At 64.4% G+C, this 18,356-nt stretch carries 18 protein-coding genes and 1 pseudogene; 6 read left to right on the top strand and 13 right to left on the bottom strand.

Translation table 11 applies throughout. The annotated features are described in order from the left end of the window. Positions 1 to 114 precede the first annotated feature (114 nt). The 9 genes from madM to mdcA all read right to left on the bottom strand — a co-directional run bounded on the left by madM (position 115) and on the right by mdcA (position 7,435). A complete protein-coding gene (gene madM, locus LOY26_RS11820; RefSeq protein ID WP_033697574.1) occupies positions 115 to 879 on the bottom strand; it encodes a malonate transporter subunit MadM in 765 nt (254 codons plus the stop codon). 2 nt (positions 880 to 881) lie between these two features. Beyond that, on the bottom strand, positions 882 to 1,304 hold the full coding sequence (gene madL, locus LOY26_RS11815; protein ID WP_186659192.1) for a malonate transporter subunit MadL: 423 nt from the start codon (positions 1,302 to 1,304) through the stop codon (positions 882 to 884). Positions 1,305 to 1,467: 163 nt separating this feature from the next. Then, entirely contained in the window at positions 1,468 to 2,388 is a 921-nt protein-coding gene (gene mdcH, locus LOY26_RS11810) for a malonate decarboxylase subunit epsilon (RefSeq protein WP_258714788.1), read from the bottom strand. Next, on the bottom strand, positions 2,385 to 2,999 hold the full coding sequence (locus tag LOY26_RS11805; RefSeq protein WP_258714787.1) for a malonate decarboxylase holo-ACP synthase: 615 nt from the start codon (positions 2,997 to 2,999) through the stop codon (positions 2,385 to 2,387). Before LOY26_RS11805 ends, mdcH begins: the two co-directional genes overlap by 4 nt. A gap of 1 nt (position 3,000) precedes the next feature. Further along, positions 3,001 to 3,792 carry a biotin-independent malonate decarboxylase subunit gamma gene (gene mdcE / locus LOY26_RS11800; RefSeq protein WP_258714786.1) on the bottom strand — a complete coding sequence of 264 codons (792 nt, stop codon included), beginning with the start codon at positions 3,790 to 3,792 and terminating at the stop codon, positions 3,001 to 3,003. Then, positions 3,789 to 4,637 carry a biotin-independent malonate decarboxylase subunit beta gene (locus tag LOY26_RS11795; RefSeq protein WP_258714785.1) on the bottom strand — a complete coding sequence of 283 codons (849 nt, stop codon included), beginning with the start codon at positions 4,635 to 4,637 and terminating at the stop codon, positions 3,789 to 3,791. Before LOY26_RS11795 ends, mdcE begins: the two co-directional genes overlap by 4 nt. Next, on the bottom strand, positions 4,634 to 4,930 hold the full coding sequence (locus LOY26_RS11790) for a malonate decarboxylase subunit delta (protein WP_033697564.1): 297 nt from the start codon (positions 4,928 to 4,930) through the stop codon (positions 4,634 to 4,636). The genes LOY26_RS11795 and LOY26_RS11790 overlap by 4 nt, the downstream gene beginning before the upstream one ends. A gap of 1 nt (position 4,931) precedes the next feature. Next, entirely contained in the window at positions 4,932 to 5,774 is an 843-nt protein-coding gene (locus LOY26_RS11785) for a triphosphoribosyl-dephospho-CoA synthase (protein ID WP_186663617.1), read from the bottom strand. Beyond that, positions 5,774 to 7,435: a malonate decarboxylase subunit alpha gene (gene mdcA / locus LOY26_RS11780; protein ID WP_258714784.1), complete on the bottom strand. Its 1,662-nt coding sequence runs from the start codon at positions 7,433 to 7,435 to the stop codon at positions 5,774 to 5,776. The genes LOY26_RS11785 and mdcA overlap by 1 nt, the downstream gene beginning before the upstream one ends. Before the next feature lie 275 nt (positions 7,436 to 7,710). On the opposite strand from mdcA, the gene LOY26_RS11775 reads away from it, so the two are divergent. After that, positions 7,711 to 8,781 carry an enoyl-CoA hydratase/isomerase family protein gene (locus tag LOY26_RS11775; RefSeq protein WP_258714783.1) on the top strand — a complete coding sequence of 357 codons (1,071 nt, stop codon included), beginning with the start codon at positions 7,711 to 7,713 and terminating at the stop codon, positions 8,779 to 8,781. 16 nt (positions 8,782 to 8,797) lie between these two features. Then, positions 8,798 to 9,949: an acyl-CoA dehydrogenase family protein gene (locus LOY26_RS11770; RefSeq protein ID WP_186663615.1), complete on the top strand. Its 1,152-nt coding sequence runs from the start codon at positions 8,798 to 8,800 to the stop codon at positions 9,947 to 9,949. A gap of 45 nt (positions 9,950 to 9,994) precedes the next feature. Here LOY26_RS11770 and LOY26_RS11765 read toward each other — a convergent pair whose 3' ends face one another. After that, positions 9,995 to 10,927: a LysR family transcriptional regulator gene (locus tag LOY26_RS11765; RefSeq protein ID WP_186659223.1), complete on the bottom strand. Its 933-nt coding sequence runs from the start codon at positions 10,925 to 10,927 to the stop codon at positions 9,995 to 9,997. A gap of 125 nt (positions 10,928 to 11,052) precedes the next feature. Between LOY26_RS11765 and LOY26_RS11760 the strand changes: the two genes are divergently transcribed. After that, positions 11,053 to 11,319 carry a DUF2790 domain-containing protein gene (locus tag LOY26_RS11760; RefSeq protein ID WP_186663614.1) on the top strand — a complete coding sequence of 89 codons (267 nt, stop codon included), beginning with the start codon at positions 11,053 to 11,055 and terminating at the stop codon, positions 11,317 to 11,319. Position 11,320: 1 nt separating this feature from the next. Here LOY26_RS11760 and LOY26_RS11755 read toward each other — a convergent pair whose 3' ends face one another. The 3 genes and pseudogenes from LOY26_RS11755 to mqo form a co-directional block, all read right to left on the bottom strand. Continuing rightward, on the bottom strand, positions 11,321 to 12,016 hold the full coding sequence (locus tag LOY26_RS11755; RefSeq protein ID WP_258714782.1) for a tRNA (adenine(22)-N(1))-methyltransferase TrmK: 696 nt from the start codon (positions 12,014 to 12,016) through the stop codon (positions 11,321 to 11,323). A 101-nt stretch (positions 12,017 to 12,117) separates the two neighbouring features. Beyond that, positions 12,118 to 12,231 (bottom strand): annotated as a pseudogene (locus LOY26_RS11750) (SAM-dependent methyltransferase); the annotation flags it as partial. Between the two features lie 172 nt (positions 12,232 to 12,403). Next, a complete protein-coding gene (mqo, locus tag LOY26_RS11745) occupies positions 12,404 to 13,993 on the bottom strand; it encodes a malate dehydrogenase (quinone) (protein ID WP_186659232.1) in 1,590 nt (529 codons plus the stop codon). Between the two features lie 146 nt (positions 13,994 to 14,139). Between mqo and LOY26_RS11740 the strand changes: the two genes are divergently transcribed. From LOY26_RS11740 to LOY26_RS11730, 3 genes are all read left to right on the top strand, one after another. Beyond that, on the top strand, positions 14,140 to 15,360 hold the full coding sequence (locus LOY26_RS11740) for a putative DNA modification/repair radical SAM protein (protein WP_186663612.1): 1,221 nt from the start codon (positions 14,140 to 14,142) through the stop codon (positions 15,358 to 15,360). After that, entirely contained in the window at positions 15,351 to 16,190 is an 840-nt protein-coding gene (locus LOY26_RS11735) for a TIGR03915 family putative DNA repair protein (RefSeq protein WP_033697553.1), read from the top strand. Before LOY26_RS11740 ends, LOY26_RS11735 begins: the two co-directional genes overlap by 10 nt. A 215-nt stretch (positions 16,191 to 16,405) precedes the next feature. After that, a complete protein-coding gene (locus LOY26_RS11730; RefSeq protein WP_258714781.1) occupies positions 16,406 to 18,217 on the top strand; it encodes an autotransporter domain-containing protein in 1,812 nt (603 codons plus the stop codon). Positions 18,218 to 18,356 lie beyond the last annotated feature (139 nt).

Raw genomic sequence — 18,356 nt, 5'->3', positions numbered from 1 at the left:
ATGTGAATTGCTATTAATTTCAGTGTGTTACGCGATCAACCGAAACAGATTGGGGAGGATTCCCCAACGGCTTTCCCCGATTCGGGGGATGGGGCTGCTGCGCAGCCCATCGCCTTAACCCATCAACCCACGCACACAGAAATACAAGATCGAAGGCCCCATCAGGCAGCCCAGCCCGGTATGGAACGTCGCCGTCAACGCGCCGTAGGGCACCAGCCGCCGGTCCGTTGCCGCCAACCCTGCCGTCACCCCCGACACCGTCCCGGCCAAACCGCCGAACACCATGGCCGAACGCGGGTTGTCCAGGGCCAGCAGGCGCGCCGATACCGGCGTGAACACCATGACCAGAATCGCCTTGATCAACCCCGTGGCAATCGACAACGCCATCACATCGGAGCTGGCACCCAGGGCCGCCCCCGTCACTGGCCCGACGATATAGGTGACGGCGCCCGCACCGATGGTGGTCATGCTCACGGCATCGCGGTAACCGAACGCATAGGCGACCGCCGCACCGACGATAAACGGCAGTACCGTGCCCAGCAGCAACGCCACGGCGCCAATCATCCCGGCCTTGCGGGCCTCGGTGGCCTGCACTTCGAAGGCCGTGGCGACGATGGCGAAGTCTCGCAGCATCGCCCCGCCCATCAGGCCGATGCCTGAGAACAGCGCCATGTCCGCCAGGCCTTTTTGCCCGCCGGTAACAGTGCCGCCCACCCACGCCAGCACCAAGCCGATGACGATGGCGATCGCCGAGCCGTGCACCCGGCCGAAGGTCAGGTATTTCGACATCAGTACCGACAACCACATGATCGCACCGACCACCGCGAAGGCCGTGATCAGGCCGTTGTGCTCCAGGGCATTGTCCATGATCGGCCACATGATCAACGACCTCCTGCAGGGGCAACCTGCACCGGGGTTTCGGGGGCGGGCTCAAGCGCGGGCAAGGGTTCGCCGCGGTGGCTGCGGCTGATCAGCGCGATGGTCGCACCGCACACCAGTACCGCGCCGATCGCCGCCAGCAACGCCACCGGCCCGCCTTGCAGGGCGGTGACCACATTCTGCTGGGCGGCCATGGCCACCACCACCGGGATATACATGGCGCCCCAGAAGCCGACGCCGAACTCGCACGCCTCGCTCATGCCGCCATGGCGCTGCCTGTACAGCCGCGCACAAATCAGCAGGATCATGGCGATGCCGACCCCGCCCACGTTGGATTTGACACCCAGCAGCACGCCCAGGAAGTCGCCGACGATGACGCCGGCAAGCGTGCATACCGCCAGCAGAGCCACACCATAGATAATCATTGTTGTTGTCCTCAGGTAGTGTCGAAGTTGCTTGTTGTTGTTCTTCGTAAACACACACTTGCGCGGCTCACGCGGTCAATGTGGGAGTTGCCAGATTGTCGGGGCCGCTTTGCGGCCTTTCGCGACACAAGGCCGCTCCTACAGGCATCGCTCCAGCCTGCCATCATCGGTTCTGGGCCACCTCCTGGCGCAGCAGCGCGTCGAGGGTATCCGGTCGGGTGCCTTCCACGCTCACCACCCTGCCCTGTTCAAACACCGGCCGGGCCAGGCCGCTAAGCACACTGCCCGGCGGTATTTCCAGGTGCAGGCGTACACCGCGTTCATAGGCGTTGCGCAACGTGGCACGCCAATCCACCACCTGTGCCATGTTGCCGGCCAGGTCGTCGCGCAAGCGCTGTGTATCGAAGATTGGCCGTGCACTGCTGCCACTCAGGTAGGTGATCGCAGGCCGGCGCAGCTCGACCGTGGCAAAGGCCTTGGCAAGCTCTGCAGCCGGGCCGGCGAGCAGCGGGCAATGGGATGGCACGCTCACCGCCAGGTGCCGTGCGACGCCTTGGCCCAGGCTGCGCGCGCGGCGTGCCACCGCGGCCATGGCCGCCTCGCTGCCGGCAATGACGATCTGGTTTTCACTGTTGAGGTTGGCGACGTAGACCTCACCGCCCACCGCCCTCAGCAAACGCTCGACGCTAGCCAGGTCGAGGCCGCTGAGTGCGGTCATACCGTAACCGTGCGGATAGGCGCACTGCATCAGCTCGCCACGCAGGGCCACCAGCCGCACAGCATCGGTGAACCCCAGGGCACCCGCCGCAACCGCAGCGGGATAGGCGCCAATCGACAGGCCGGCCACGTAGTCCGGCGCAGGGCTGCGCTGCATCAGCCAACGGGCCCAGGCAACCCCGCTCAGCAACAGGCAAAGCTGCACCGCACGGGTGCCCTGCAGGGCCTCCTGGCTGTCCAGGCCCAGGGCGCTCTGGCCCAAGGTATCACTGGCCTCTTCCAGTAATTGACCGGCGCCGTCAGGCAGACGATGCAACATGCCCACCTGCTGAGCCCCTTGGCCGGGGAACGCGAACAAGCTGCTCATGCCGCGCACTCCAGGGCAGCCCAGGGGTCGCTGACCAGGCGCGCGCCGAGCGGCGATTTGAGCAATACGCGCCGGGCACAAGCTGCCCACTCGCGCAGGGCGACGGCGCCTGCCGGTGTTTCCAGCTGCACATCAATGCGGCACGGTGCGCAGTCGAGGATGTCCAGCAGTTCCAGGGCCTTTGCGCGCGTCAAAGGGTGCGGTGCACGCAGCACCAGGTCCAGATCGCTGGCCAGGTGCAGCACGTTGATACCCGTGGCCAACTGATAGCCCACCCCACCCGTCGGGCCCCAGGCCAGCCCGCAGGTGTCGAGCACCGGGGCCACCGAGGCCAAGGCCTGTAGCGCAGGCCAAGGGCTCGGCGCGCACCCGCGCAATGCCTCAGGGCTTTGCAGACGCAGGATATCGCCCAGGCGCATCTGCGTGCCCAGCCGCTGATCCCGGCTTTGCCCGCGCACGCCCACCGCCACCCAGCCGTCAGCGCAGGCTGCACGGCGCACCACCACAGGTTGGCCGCTTGCCACCACCTGCAGCGCCCACTGCGGGGTATCGTCAGGCAGCGCAGACAGGGGCAAGCCCCAGAGCAGGTCGTGTGGGCGTGGCGTGTTCATCTCAGGCCCCCTGCCACTGACGACGCAGGTGCTCGCGCACCTCGCGCGACGCCCGCCGGTTCTCGCCCGTCAGCCGCGATGACAGGTCGGTCGAGGTGCCGATATCGCGCACAGCGTCGGCCAGGCAACTACGCACTCGGGCCAAATCGTCGGCGCTTGGCGTCTCGGCGTTGTCCACGCCAAGGCGTCGCCACAGCAAACCCAGCGAGGCGTAGCTGTCGAGGTCGTAAGCCATCGGCGGCACCTCTGCGGCCAGGGCTTCCAGCGCTTCGACGCTGCGCAGGGTAATGCGCGCGGCGGCGGCCTTGCCCATGGCATGTACCATCACACCAGCGTCATCCAACGCGATCAGGCGCTGGGCTTGATAGCCATGCGCCAGAAAAGCACCCGACATCGCCTTGCCGACCAGCAAGCCAATCACCGGGTGCCCGGCCAGGCGTGCCTGGGCATACGCCTGCACCGCACCGGCCAGGGCCTGGTGAATGCCCAACGCTTCTTCGCGGCGGCCATAGGCCTGGCTCGGCACATCGATGACCGCGACAATCGCGCGCTTCTCGCCGTGGCGGTCGGCCTCGACCGCCTCGCTCACCGCCTTGGCCAACCCCCAGCCTTCCAACAGGCCTACTTCACCCGCGCGGGCCCGGGGGAACGGATTGTGCGCATCTGGCACCACAGCAATGAAGCGGGCCAGGCGGTTGTCCAGTTCGCCGTCGATCACCTGCAGCGACGCAGGGTAGCCCAGCAACGCTTGGCCGCCGGCCAGGCCCGGCAGCCAGTTCGAGGCACGGTTCATTTGGCTTCTCCTTGATAGAGGGTGCGCACGGCGGCGGCATCCAGTTGCGGGCACTCATCGCCCAGGCGCGACAGCCGCTCGAGGAACCAGGCATGGCGGCTGGCCCGGTCTGTGGCTGGGGTGTCGAGCAGTTGCAGAAGCTGCTGACGGATGGCATCCACATCGTCGGCGACGTAGCCATCCACCAGCCCGCTGGCATGGCGCTGCTCGCCGCCGGTGAGGCTCCAGATGAACGGCCGGTCCTTGGCGTCGTATTCGTCGATGCCCGCTTCCTGCTCGATCACCTGCGGGCCGTTGAGGCCCAGGCGCGCCTCGCGGGTGACCAGCAAGTGGCTGCACAGCCCGGCAGCGATGGACATGCCGCCGAAGCAGCCGACCGTACCTGCGATCAGGCCGATCACCGGCTGGTAGCTGCGCAACGCGACGATCGCGGCCTGGATCTCGGCAATCGCCGCCAGCCCAAGGTTGGCTTCCTGCAAGCGCACACCACCGGTTTCCAGCAGCAACACGGCGCTGGTCGGGGTACCGTTGCGGTTGTCTTCGATGGCCAGCTCCAGCGCACCGGCGATCTTGGCCCCGCCCACCTCGCCCATGCTGCCACCCTGGAAGCCCCCTTCGATAGCGGCGACCACGGTATGGCGGCCGTTCAGGCGGCCCTTGGCGATGACCACGCCATCATCGGCCTGGGGCACGATGCCCTGGCGTGGCAGCCAGGGCGACATGAGCCGGTCGAACGGGCCCAACAGTTCGCGGAAGCTATTCGGGTCGAGTACGGCGCGGGCCCGCTGGCGCGCGCCCAGTTCGACAAAGCTGCGGCTTTGCAGCAAGCGTTCGATGTCCGTCATGGGGCGATCTCCTCGAAGCCTTGCTCCAGCCGCAGGCGCACCACGCCAGGGGTGGCGCCGAAGTCATGGATGTCGATGTTCACAGCGGGCCACTGGCGGCCTTCGAACAGGCGCTGGAACAGTTGCGCCCAGCGGGCGCCGCTGCCGTTGACCGAGGTTACGACCTGAATCTGCAGGCTGCCGGCGGTGCCGGGCTCGATCAGCACCTCCAGGTCGCCGGAGCTGACGCAGCCCACCACGGTGCGGCCACGGCCAGGTTCGGCGGCGGCGAATTGAAAGGTCAGGGTTTCCATGTCACAGGCTCCCGGCGTTGTCGAGGAACAGGCAGGCGGCCAGCAGATCGGCGGCGCCGCCCGGTGAGGCATTCAGGTGCAGCAACTGCTGGTCCAGCCGGCGCAGCTGCCGGCGCCCGGCCAGGGTGGCACTGCCACCCGCCTCCAGCACGGCACGGGCGCCCTGCTGGACCGTGGCCAGCCCTTGCGGCCCGGCACGCCAAAGCACACAGGTGTCGGCCAGGGCCGCCATGATCGCGAGCAAGGCATCGAGCCGTGCTTGGTTTTCACGGGCGCCGGCAGCGCGGCTGCGGTGCAGTTGCGGCAGCCCGTGAGTGATCACAGCAGGGAACCCCAACTGCGCCTGCTCACGGGCACCGCCGCTGCCATAGCGGCGCTGTATCTGCACACCATGGCTGTCTTCAGGGGTTGCGCCTGGGTCGTCGATCAGTGCAATGCGCCCGGCGCGGGCGGCCAATGCAGCGGGGCCAGCCTGGGCACCCAGCGCACTGGCGGCCACCAGCAGGCCCAAGGCCCAGATCGCGCCGCGGTGGGTGTTCACCCCGCCCGTGGTCGCCAGCATCGCCGCTTCGCCCTCACGGCCAATACGGCCCAGGGCTGCGCGCAAGGGCACGCCGATCTCGCCAATGGCCTCGGCCGCTTCGGCCATCTGCCGCAGGCAGGGCCACAGGGCCAACGCCGAGGCATGCATCAACGCCAGCGTCATGTCCGTGTGGGCACCGTTGCTGCGACGGTCTACCAGGCCCGGTTTGGGCGACAGGTCGGCTTCGTCGATCAGCGCATCGACTGCCAGGTCGGCCAGGCGGTCGGCCAGGGGCAAGGTGTGCAGGTTGAGTGCTTTCATCACCAGCTCCTGAACCGTGCGGGCGGGTTGTACAGGCCGCCAGACCAGTCAACCAGGTCGGCAATACTGCGCGCGGCCAGCAGCTCGCGGCTGGCGTCGGTGCGGCGGATGCCGAGGTCTTCGGGCAATGCCACCAGGCCTTGCTGGCGCAGGCGTTGGGTGTCCTTGGGGTCGTGCCGCAGGCCAATGGCGGTGACGCCGGCTACGGCAGCGATCATCTGCCGGCGCTCTTCGAGGGAGCGCGCCTTGTACAGGTAGGCGATGCCTTCTTCGGTGAGCAGGTGGGTGACGTCATCGCCGTAGATCATCACAGGGGCCAGGGGCATGCCGGCTTTTTTCGCCACTTCGACTGCATCGAGGGTTTCGACGAAGGTGGGCTTGCCGCCCTCCTGATAGGTTTCGACCATCTGCACCACCAGCTTGCGGCCGCGTTCGAGCATTGTCTCGGGCACGGTCATGTCGAGCCAGGCCGGGGTTGCGTGGCGGCGGCCGCGGGGGTCATGGCCCATGTTCGGCGCACCGCCAAAGCCGGCCAGGCGGCCGCGGGTCACGGTCGAGGAATGGCCATCGCCATCCACCTGCAAGGTGGCACCGATGAACAGGTCGACGGCGTATTGCCCGGCCAGCTGGCACATCATGCGGTTGGAGCGCAGCGAACCATCGCGGCCGGTGAAGAACACATCCGGGCGCTGGGCGATGTAGTCCTCCATGCCCAGCTCGGTGCCGAAGCAATGCACGCTTTCGACCCAGCCGGTCTCGATGGCGGGTATCAGGGTGGGGTGAGGGTTGAGCGTCCAGTTGCGGCAGATCTTGCCTTTCAGGCCCAGGGATTGGCCGTAGGTCGGCAAGATCAGTTCGATGGCTGCGGTGTTGAAGCCGATCCCGTGGTTCAGCGACTGCACCTGGTGTTTTTCATAGATGCCACGGATCGCCATCATCGCCATCAGCACATGCACCGGCTTGATGTGGCGCGGGTCGCGGGTAAACAGCGGCTCGATGTAGAACGGCTGGTCGGCGACCACCACGAAGTCGACCCAGGACGCAGGGATATCGACGCGCGGCAGGTCGTCGACCCGATCCACCAGCTGGTTGACCTGGGCGATGACGATGCCATCGCTGAACGCGCAAGGCTCCACCAGGGCCGGGGTGTCTTCGGTGCTGGGGCCGGTATAGAGGTTGCCATCGCGGTCGGCCATGAAGCCTGCGACCAGTGTCACGTTGGGGATAAGGTCGACCAGCAGCCGCGAGTAAAGCTCGATATAGGTGTGGATGGCGCCGACTTCGAGCAGGCCGTCTTCCAGCAACTGCCCGATGCGCAGGCTTTGTGGCCCGGCAAACGAGAAGTCGAGCTTGCGGGCGATGCCACGCTCGAACAGGTCCAGGTGCTCGGCACGGCTGACGCTGGGCATGATCATGTGCAGGTCGTGCAGGCGCGCTGGGTCCACCTTGGCCAGTGAGCGCGAGAGGAAATCGGCCTGCTTCTGGTTGTTGCCTTCCAGTACCACCCGGTCTCCGGGGGCGAGCAACAGCTCCAGGGCCTCGACGATACGCTCGGTAGGCAGCACCACGCCGTCGGCGAGGTGGCGGGCCCGGTCAAGGCGGCGCTGTTTCTCGGCGCGCCGCCGCGACCATTGCGGCGGTGGATTCTTCGTTGTTGTCATGGTGACTCCACAGGTTCGCTGTCGTGGGGTCACCTTAGGGCGGTGCGGGCCTGGGCATCAATCAAGCTGGGTGCGCGATCATTACGCTAAGGTTAATAGTTGAGGACTTATCCGCACCCACCGAGACCTGTACACACTGCTAGAGTGACAAAAATGCAGGACACCCCTGCAGATTTACCGATTGTGCACGGCAAATTCGCATGACAGGATCCAGCTATCCTCCAGCGAACTCCAGACTTCACTTGGAAAATCAATAACAAAGCAGGGAGAACGCGATGACCGCGCATGCTCACACTTCGGCAACGGATCATGTCTTGGCCGAGGTCCGTAACCAGATTGGCCACCTGACCCTGAACCGCCCCGCCGGCCTCAATGCCCTCACCCTGGACATGGTCCGCAGCCTGCGCCAGCACTTGGACCAGTGGGCAGAAGACCCGCAGGTGCGCGCCGTGGTGCTGCGTGGCGAAGGGCCTAAAGGGTTCTGCGCCGGGGGCGATATCCGCTCGCTGCACGACAGTTACAAAAACGGCGATAACCTGCACGAAGACTTTTTCGTCGAGGAATACGCGCTCGACCTGTGCATCCACCACTACCGCAAACCGGTGCTGGTACTGATGGACGGCTTCACCCTCGGGGGCGGCATGGGCCTGGCTCAGGGGTGTGACCTGCGTGTGGTCACCGAACGCAGCCGGCTGGGCATGCCAGAGGTCGGCATCGGCTATTTCCCGGACGTTGGCGGCAGCTATTTCCTCCCGCGCATCCCGGGTGAACTGGGCATTTACCTCGGTGTTACCGGCAGCCAGATCCAGGCAGCCGATGCCCTCTATTGCGGGCTGGCCGACTGGTACGTGAGCAGTGACGCCCTCAGCGCCCTCGACCAGGGCCTGGACAAGCTGGCCTTCGGTGACCACCCGCTCAAGGACCTGCAAAGCCTGCTGGCCAAACTCGGCACCCAGGTACTGGACGACGCACCACTGCAGAAGCTGCGCCCGATCATCGACCACTTCTTCGCCCTCCCCGACCTGCCGGCGATCATCGAGCAACTGCGCGCCGTGAGCATCGGCGACAGCCACCAGTGGGCCCTGGCCACCGCCGACCAGCTGGAAAGCCGCTCGCCACTGGCCATGGCAGTTACCCTGGAGATGCTGCGCCGCGGCCGCCACCTGGCGCTTGAAGCGTGCTTTGCCATGGAACTGCACCTGGACCGCCAGTGGTTCCAGTACGGCGATATCGTTGAGGGCGTGCGCGCCCTGATCATCGACAAGGACAAACAGCCGCACTGGAACCCGCCAACCCTAGCCGGGCTCGAGCGCCGGCGGGTCGACCAATTCTTCGAAGGCCTGTGAGCCCGGGAGTACACAGATGCAAGACCTGGAACTGAGCGAAGAACAGATCATGATCCGCGACATGGCCCGGGATTTTTCCCGTGGCGAAATCGCGCCCCATGCCCAGGCCTGGGAAAAGGCCGGCTGGATCGATGATGGCGTGGTGCGCAAGATGGGCGAGCTGGGGCTGCTCGGCATGGTCGTCCCGGACACCTTTGGCGGCAGCTACACCGACTACGTCGCCTACGCCCTGGCCGTGGAAGAGATCGCCGCCGGTTGTGGCGCCACCGGGGCGATGATGAGCATTCACAACTCGGTGGGTTGCGGCCCGCTGCTGGCCTATGGCACTGCCGAGCAACAGCAGGCCTGGTTACCGCGCCTGGCCACTGGCGAGGTGATTGGCTGCTTCTGCCTGACCGAGCCGCAGGCGGGGTCCGAGGCCCACAACCTGCGCACGCGTGCCGAGCTGGTGAATGGCGAATGGGTGATCAACGGCGCCAAGCAGTTTGTCAGCAATGCCCGTCGCGCGGGCTTGGCGATTGTCTTCGCCGTGACCGACCCGGCGCTGGGCAAGAAGGGCCTCTCGGCCTTTCTGGTGCCCACGGACAACCCTGGTTTCAAGGTCGAGCGCAGCGAGCACAAGATGGGCATCCGCGCCTCCGACACCTGCGCGGTGACCCTGGACGACTGCCGCATCCCTGCCGCCAATATCCTCGGCGAGCGTGGCAAGGGGCTGGCCATCGCCCTGTCCAACCTCGAAGGCGGGCGTATCGGCATTGCCGCGCAAGCGTTGGGCATCGCCCGCGCCGCGTTCGAAGCGGCGCTGGCCTACTCGCGTGATCGGGTGCAGTTTGGCAAGCCGATCAACGAGCACCAGAGCATCGCCAACCTGCTGGCCGACATGCAGGTGCAGGTCAATGCCGCGCGCCTGCTGATCTTGCATGCGGCCCGCTTGCGCAGTGCCGGCAAACCGTGCCTGTCGGAGGCTTCGCAGGCCAAGCTGTTCGCCTCGGAAATGGCCGAGCGGGTGTGCTCCATGGCCATCCAGGTGCATGGCGGTTATGGTTACCTGGAGGACTACCCGGTAGAGCGCCATTATCGGGATGCGCGTATCACGCAGATCTACGAGGGTTCGAGCGAGATCCAGCGGATGCTGATTGCGCGGGAGCTCAAGCATTATTCACTGTAACAGCCGGCTAGCGCGGCCGCTGTTGGGGCGGTCGCGCAACCTGGCTCAGCGCCAGTAGCGCGCGTCATCCACTACCCGCGCATGCCCTTCGAACAGCGCGGGCAGTTGCTCTTTGAGGTAATCGATCCAGGTACGCACCTTGGCATCCAGGTAGTGGCGCGACGGATAGATCGCATACAGCGCACTCTCACGCAGGCGATACGGCGCCAACAACCGGCGCAAACGCCCCTGCTCGATCGCCTGGCTGGCGGTGTAGAACGGCAGCAGCCCGATGCCCATGCCCAGCTCGCTGGCCAACAGCATCGCATCGGCCACGTTGGTGAGGAAGCTGTCGCGCGGTGCGATCACACAGTGATCGACACCTTGGGGGAACACCCAGTCGCCTTCGTACATCGGGTACGCCATGCGCAGGCAGCGATGCCCATGCAGGTCTTCCGGCCGCTCGGGCACGCCAAAGGTCTCCAGGTAACTGGGTGCCGCGCAGGGGATGCTGAAGATGTTGCCCAGCGGCACGGCGATCAGCTGCGAGTCCGGCAAAGCCTCGTCCACGGTGATCACCACGTCATGCCCTTCGGCCAAGGGGTCCGGGTTGCGCTGAGACAAGGTCAACTCGACCACCACCTCCGGGCACAGCGCGTTGTAGCCCGCCACCAGCGGCATCAGCAGCAGGCCCAGGCCATGCGGGCAGTGCAGGCGCAAACGCCCACGGGGGGTAAGGTGCGCGCCTCGCGCCTCGCCGACGGCTTCTTCGGTCAGCAGCATGATTTGCCGCGCGCGCTCCAGAAACCGTTCGCCCGCCTCGCTCATGCGCAAACGGCGCGTGGTGCGGTGCAGCAGGCGGGTCTGTAGCTGGTTCTCTAGCTCGGCAACGATGCGCGAAACCTGCGCCGCAGAAATGTCCAGGGCATTGGCGGCTGCGGCGAAGCTGCCGCATTCGACCACACGGGTGAAAGTACGCATGGCATGCAGCATGTCCATGGGGGGTGGGCTCCTTGATCGGTCTTATTCTTACGTTCCAGGCAGGAATCTATCACGGCTTAGCCCATTTATTGTGGATCACCAATGAATACATCATTGGTAAAACATTGAAGAAGGAGCCTGCCATGAAACGTTCGATCGCCGTCCTTGCCTTTGCCGCTACCCTCGCCTCGTTCGGCGCCTTTGCCGACGCCAGCACACAGCAGCCGGCCGCGAGCACGGGCAACTACGAATACGGCATGCCGCTGGATGTCGCCAAAGTCATCTCCATCACCCCGGCCAGCAACGCTGCCGACTGCCAGGTCGGCACCGCGCATATGGTGTATGTCGACCACCAGGGCCGTACCCGCGAGGTCAACTACCGGGAAATGGGCAACTGCTCGCAGCAGTGAGTCAGGCCAGTACCTGGGTGATCCAGCTGATCTGCCGAGCGAAATCGCGGCGCTTTTCCTCGGGTATCGTATCCCGAGCGCGTTCGAAGTTGGCCAACGTCTGCTGCTTCTGGCGCAGCATGCGCTGCCATTTGGTCACGAACGCCGGGGCTTTTTCGCGCATCAGCAGCGGGCCGAAGTACAGCTCTTCGGCGGTATAAGCCACTGCCTCACAAGGTTCGGCGACGATAATTTCGTAGTCGAAGCGGTTTTCGCGCAACAATTCTTCACTGACGATCCGATAGCTGTTTTGCATCAGCCAGCTGCGCAGTTCGCACTCATCGCCGTTGGGTTGCAGGATCAGGCGCTCGCTGCCACTCAAGCGATGCTTGCCGCGCTCTAGAATCTCGCACATGGTTTTGCCACCCATGCCGCAGAGGCTGACGGCCGAGATCCGGTCGGCCATTTCGATCGCGTCCAGCCCATCGGCCAGGCGAATGGTGATATGCGCCTCCAGGCCGTTGCGGCGCACGTTGCGCTGGGCCGAGGCAAAGGGCGTGTGCGCCACTTCACCGGCCACGCCTGCTTCGATGGCGCCACGCAGCATCAACGCTACCGGCAGATAACCATGGTCCGAGCCGATATCGGCCAGGCGCGCGCCTTGCGGCACATGCGCCGCCACGCGCTCCAGGCGCATGGAGAGTGTCTGTTCGTTCAACGTAAGCCCCTTGCTCGAAAACCGGGCGCGATTCTGACGACCACGGCGCGGCATTACAATGCGCAAAAGCCGAATGGCGCAGGTGACGGCAAGGGCGGCGGCTATTTGCGCGCCTCCAGTATCAGGTTGAACGGTGTTTGTGTGGCGCACTGGAACCGTGTGAAACCCGCCTCCTCGAACACCGCGCGTAACCGCGCCTCCCCAGCCTGGGCACCCTCCTACATCCGTTTCAGGTCAGTCACGCCTGTGCCAGCGCGCGACCGCCTTGTTTGTCCGGCACAATATTGAGGCGGACGCCAAGGGGCCGCGCGCAATGCCTCAGGAATAACTGGCCCGAAACGGATGGAGTAGCGACGGTTCGGCGCCCCGACTTGCTCGCGAATAGCGTTATGGCGCGACACCTGGGCTTTCACCACCCGACGGCGGATTCAACTGCAGCACCTCATTGGTATATGTCCACTCCTCCTGCACCTTGTCCGGATGCTCGTTCAGCCGGATGCCATAGGACGGCACGATCTGTTTGATCTTCGCCTGCCAGGCTGCTGAAGCCACCTTGTCCTTGAACACCTTGTTCAACACATCCAGCATGATCGGTGGCGCAGTCGAGGCGCCAGGCGATGCCCCCAGCAGGCCGGCGATGCTGCCGTCCTTGGACGTGACCACTTCGGTACCCAGCTTGAGCACACCACCCTGGGCCTCGTCTTTCTTGATGATCTGTACACGCTGGCCGGCTTGCCACAGGCGCCAGTCTTCCTTCCTGGCTTCGGGGAAGTAGGTGCGCAGCGCTTCGAAGCGGTCATCGTCGGACTGCAAGACCTGACCGACCAGGTACTGCACCAGGTCGAACTCGCGCACCCCTACCCTGACCATCGGCCAGGCGTTGTGAACACTGGCGCTGGCGAACAGGTCAAGCAACGAACCCTGCTTGAGGAACTTGGTCGAGAAGGTAGCGAACGGGCCGAACAGGATCATGCGTTTGCCATCGAGCACACGGGTATCCAGGTGCGGCACCGACATGGGCGGGGCGCCGCTCGCCGCAATGCCGTAGGCCTTGGCCATATGGCGCTGGGCAATGGCCGGGTTGTCGGTTACCAGGAACGACCCTCCCACCGGGAAACCGGCATAGTCCTTGGCCTCATCGATACCGGACTTCTGCAACAGCGGCAGCGCCGCGCCCCCTGCACCGATGAACAGGAACTTGGCATCGGTGGCGGCCTGGCTGCCGTCCTTCAGGTTCTTGTACTCCACATGCCAGGAGCCATCTTCGTTACGGGTAATGTCCTGGACCTCGGTCGACAGCTTAAGGTCGAAGTTCGGCCGGGTCTGCAGGTAGCCCACGTACTGCCGGGTGATCTCACCAAAGTTGACGTCGGTGCCGATCGGCGCCCAGGTCACGGCCAGTTTCTGGTTGGGGTCGCGCCCCTCCATCATCAGAGGCACCCACTTGCGGATCTGTTCGTGGTCTTCGGAATACTGCATCGGCTTGAACAACGGGCTGGCTTGCAACGCCTCGTAGCGCTTTTTCAGGAAGCGGATGTTGTCGTCACCCCAGACAAAGCTCATGTGCGGGGTGGTATTGATGAATGAGTGGGGGTTCTTCAACACACCCTGCTTGACCTGCCAGGCTAGAAACTGTCGGGTCACCTGGAACGACTCGTTGATCTCCACCGCCTTGCTGATGTCGATCTTGCCATCCTTCTCTGGCGTGTAGTTCAGCTCCGCCAGGGCCGAGTGGCCGGTACCGGCGTTGTTCCAGCCGTTGGAGCTTTCTTCGGCCACCTTGTCCAGGCGCTCGACCATCTCCATCGACCAGCCTGGCTCCAGCTCATTGAGCCAGACAGCCAGGGTCGAACTCATGATACCGCCGCCCACCAGCAGCACATCGACCTTCTTGGTTTCAGCCGCCTGGGCATTGAGCATGCCCATCGCCAGCGCCAGGCCGGCCAGCGCCCACTTCGCCTCGATCGTGATTTTCATGTCCTCTCCCGCACGCCTCGTAGCTGTCCGTAAAGTCCAGCACAAGCTTAGCTGAGGGTTTTACTGGGGCACCTCGATCACTGGGGCTTGCAATCAGGCCGCGCTCAAAATACTGTATGAATATTCAGTGTTTCGAGTCAGCCACCATGCAGCTCATCGCCAAACTCGGCATTCTCGCCGACGCCGCCAAGTACGATGCTTCCTGCGCCAGCAGCGGTGCGCCCAAGCGCAGCTCGCGCGGCGGCGACGGCCTGGGCGCCACCAATGGCATGGGCATCTGCCACAGCTATACGCCGGACGGCCGCTGCGTGTCGCTGCTCAAGGTGCTGCTGACCAACTTCTGCCTGTACGACTGCCAGTACTGCGTCAACCGCCGCTCCAGCAACGTACCGCGGGCGCGCTTCACCCCGGAAGAAGTGGTGCGCCTGACCCTGGACTTCTACCGGCGCAACTGCATCAGCGGCCTGTTCCTCAGCTCGGGCATCATCCGCTCGGCCGACTACACCATGGAACAACTGATCCGCGTGGCACGGTTGCTGCGCGACGAGCACAACTTCCGCGGCTACATCCACCTCAAGACCATACCCGACGCCGACCCGCTGCTGATCGAGGAAGCCGGGCGCCTGGCCGACCGCCTGAGCGTCAACATCGAGCTGCCGACCGATGCCAGCCTCAAACGCCTGGCACCGGAGAAACACGCGCACACCATCCGCCAGGCCATGGCGGTCATCCACCAAGGCCAGCAAGCCGTAGCCAACGAGCCGAAGGCGCCGCGCTTCACGCCCGCCGGGCAAAGTACCCAGGTCATCGTCGGCGCCGACGCCACCGATGACAGCACGCTGCTGCGCAATGCCGAGTCGCTGTACCAGGGTTACGGTCTCAAGCGTGTGTACTACTCGGCCTTCAGCCCGATCCCCGACAGCCCGGGCAGCGTGCCCCTGGCGGCGCCGCCGCTGTTGCGTGAGCACCGCCTGTACCAGGCCGACTTCCTGCTGCGTGGCTATGGCTACAAGGCCGGCGAACTGCTGGGCCATAGCGGCAACCTGGCACTGGACATCGACCCCAAGCTGGCCTGGGCGCTGGCCAATCGCGAAGTTTTCCCGCTGGATGTTAACCGCGCCGAACCGGCCTTGCTGGCACGTATCCCGGGCATCGGCCTGCGCAGCGTGCAGCGCCTGGTGGCGCTGCGCCGTGAACGGCGCATCCGCTATGACGACCTGATCCAACTGCGCTGCGTACTGGACAAGGCCCGGCCGTTCATTGTCACCAGCGACTACCGCCCGACCCAGGCCGAGCTGCGCAGCGGCCTGCTGCGCGAACGCCTGCGCGAGCCACAAGCGCCTGTGCAGATGGGGTTGTGGGGGTGATCGCGCTCGACTGTGATAACCACTTCGCCACCTGGCGTGACCAAGCCCGAACGCTGCTCGGCCATGGCATCGACCCGGCCGAGGTGACCTGGTCGCAAGGCCCTATCGATGATCTGCTGGCCGTGCCGGCACCGTTGCCTGAAGGCCCTGGCCCGTTTCGCGGCAAAGTGCCGGCGGCGTTACTGAGCCAGTTGGCACAGGCCGCCTGCTATCGCGGCGCGCAACGCTGGAACCTGCTGTACGAAGTGCTCTGGCGCGTCGCCCATGGCGATCGCACCGCCATGCTCGCGGGCGACCGCCTGGGCAGTGAGCTGCACCGGCGGATCAAACAAGTCAGCCGTGAGGCGCACCACCTGCATGCTTTCGTGCGCTTCGTCCCCCTGCCCGAGGCGTTGGCCGAGCGACTGCAGCTGGACCTGGTCGCCTATCACGAGCCCGCCCACGACATCCTGCACGATGCCAGTGCGCACTTTGCCGACCGCCTGGGCCGACAACGCTGGTTGATCGCCACGCCCACCGATGGCATCCGCTTCGATGGCCAGGCCTTCGATTACCGCCGCCACTGCCCCGATGACTGGCGGCAGTGGGCGCGCCATGCCGACGACCCCGGCGCCGAACTGTGGCGCACCTATTATCGCCACACCTTCAACCCTGCCCGCCTCAACCCGGACGCGCTGCGCCTGCATATGCCCGGGCGGTTCTGGCGGCATTTGCCGGAAGGCATGCTGATACCCCAGCTTGAAGGCCTGGCACGGCAGGGCAAACAGCGGGATGGGCAGGCGCTGGAAGTGGCCTCGCAGCGCGGCAAACGGATTTGTAGAGGTGAGTAACGCACGTGCTTACCGCCCCCGTTTTCAACGGCATGACCGAACATGGGGTCTTTGCAGGCACGTCTGAACGCAGCGTGGAACTGTTAGTTTTGTCAGTAGCAGCACTTAGTAAGGCACGCCTATGATCGCCGCAAAGTTCGCCATGGTTCGGCTCGATAAGGACTGTCTCGTGAGCCCCTATCAAGGCCCCGTCTGGACATCATCAGGTAGATTCCATGTCGATCAGAACGTGCATACTTGCTGGCGCAGCTACGGCGCTGTTCTTCGTCGCAACGCCTTCAATTGCCACAGAAGCGCCCTTCTCGCGCACCCTTTTTCTGGGCGACAGTTACACCGACAGTGGCTATTACCGGCCGTTGCTACCTCCTGGGGTTCAAGCTGGGCTAGGTAAGTTGACCACCAATCCGGGCAAGGTCTGGTCAGAGCATTTGGCTGACCACTATGGTGTGGATGCAAGCGCCAACGGCAATGGCCAGACGGGCGACAATTACGCTGCGGGTGGTGCGCGAGTGAGCATGCCGGCGGCCGGTGAGCTTGGGCCGATCCCCTCGCTGACAGACCAGCTGGCTCAGTACTTTTCGACCACTGGTGGTGTCGCTGATCTCCGGGCGCTGTACACGGTCTGGGGCGGCATCAATGACATGGCGTCTATTGTCGACCCTAGCCAAGTGCCAGTCGTGGTCAGTGCGACAGTGACTGACCAGATTGGCATCGTTGCTGACCTAGAGCGAGCCGGTGCACGCTACGTATTGGTGCCCAACCTGCCGGATATGGGGCTTATCCCGCGCATTCGCGACAGGGGGGCAGAGGCCATGGCGCGGATAACGCCTCGCTACCAAGCTTACAATGATGCACTTTACGGTGGGTTGAGGCAGGCTGGCTTGGCGTTCATTCCCCTGGATGCGTTCAGCTTCATGCAAGCGCTGGCAGGCAACCCCGACAGCTATGGTTTCACCAATGTCACTGATGCCGCCTGCGGACGAAAATTGGCGTTGATCTGCGGCCCGGCGGACTACGTCGTCCCCAACGCGGATATGACCTACTTGTTTGCAGACGATGTGCACTTGAGCACAGCCGCTAATCAAATGCTCGGGCAGTACGCCATTTCGGTGCTCGAAGCGCCGCGATACCAGCAAGTCCTCACCCACTCGGCGCACACGGTGGGTCGAAGCCGCGCTGATCAGGTCAGCCAACACGTAAGCAGTCGGCCCGCAGACGGTTGGCGCTGGTGGGGTAGCCTTCGTCACGACACTCAGCGTTATGATCATGGCCGCCTGTACGACGGCTCGGCCCCTGCTGGCTTGTTTGGCGTCGATTGGTCCCGCAACGGCTTTGTAATGGGAGGCTTCGCCGGTGTTGGTCGCATGGAGGCTAACTTCGGTGCGCATCAAGGGGGCTACACGCAGTCCGACTCAACCCTCGGCCTGTTTAGTGGCTGGTACGGTGAGCGAATGTGGGTGAATGGCCAGGTCAGCTATAGCTGGCTGGATTATGACGTCACCCGTAAGGTTCAGATCGGACCTGCTACTCACACCCACAACGGTACTCCAGAAGGGCACAACCTCACGATGGCCCTTAACACAGGTTATGAGTTCGACAATGTGGGCGATTTGCGACATGGGCCGCTGGCCGCAATCATCTGGCAGCGGGTGGAGTTAGATGACTATGTCGAGAGCAATAAAAGCTTCACCGCCATGGGCTATTACGATCAAAAGGTTGACTCGACCGTGGGTCGAATTGGTTGGCAGGCCCGTGTACGAGCAAGTCGTTTTGAGCCTTATGCACAGATCACCTACGATCAGGCGTTTGAAGGCAGCAAGCAGGCCAACGCATGGCTGCAAACCGTACCTGGAGCTGGCCCGTATCGGGTGCCGGGGCTGGAGTTCGACCGTTACTACGTGACTGCGGTGCTGGGGGTGCGGGTAGTGTTAGGCGATGTGAGCGCCAGTATCGGAGTTACAACGACCACCCTGCAGAGGGAGGCCCAGGACGCCAGCTTGTTTGCGAGTTTCAGTGGCAGCTTTTGAGCGATGTGTGGACAGTCTGCATCTAGCCAGGTGTAACGCACACAAGAGCGGTTGGTGGAACTATGTCATACCAATGAGGTACCTGATCGAGGGCATGAGCAGGATGCTTCCTGATACAGGCGAGCGACTAGACCCTCGG

It is taken from the genome of Pseudomonas sp. B21-047 (assembly GCF_024748775.1).
GTDB lineage: Bacteria > Pseudomonadota > Gammaproteobacteria > Pseudomonadales > Pseudomonadaceae > Aquipseudomonas > Aquipseudomonas capeferrum.
This window is presented reverse-complemented; position numbering and strand designations above follow the sequence as displayed.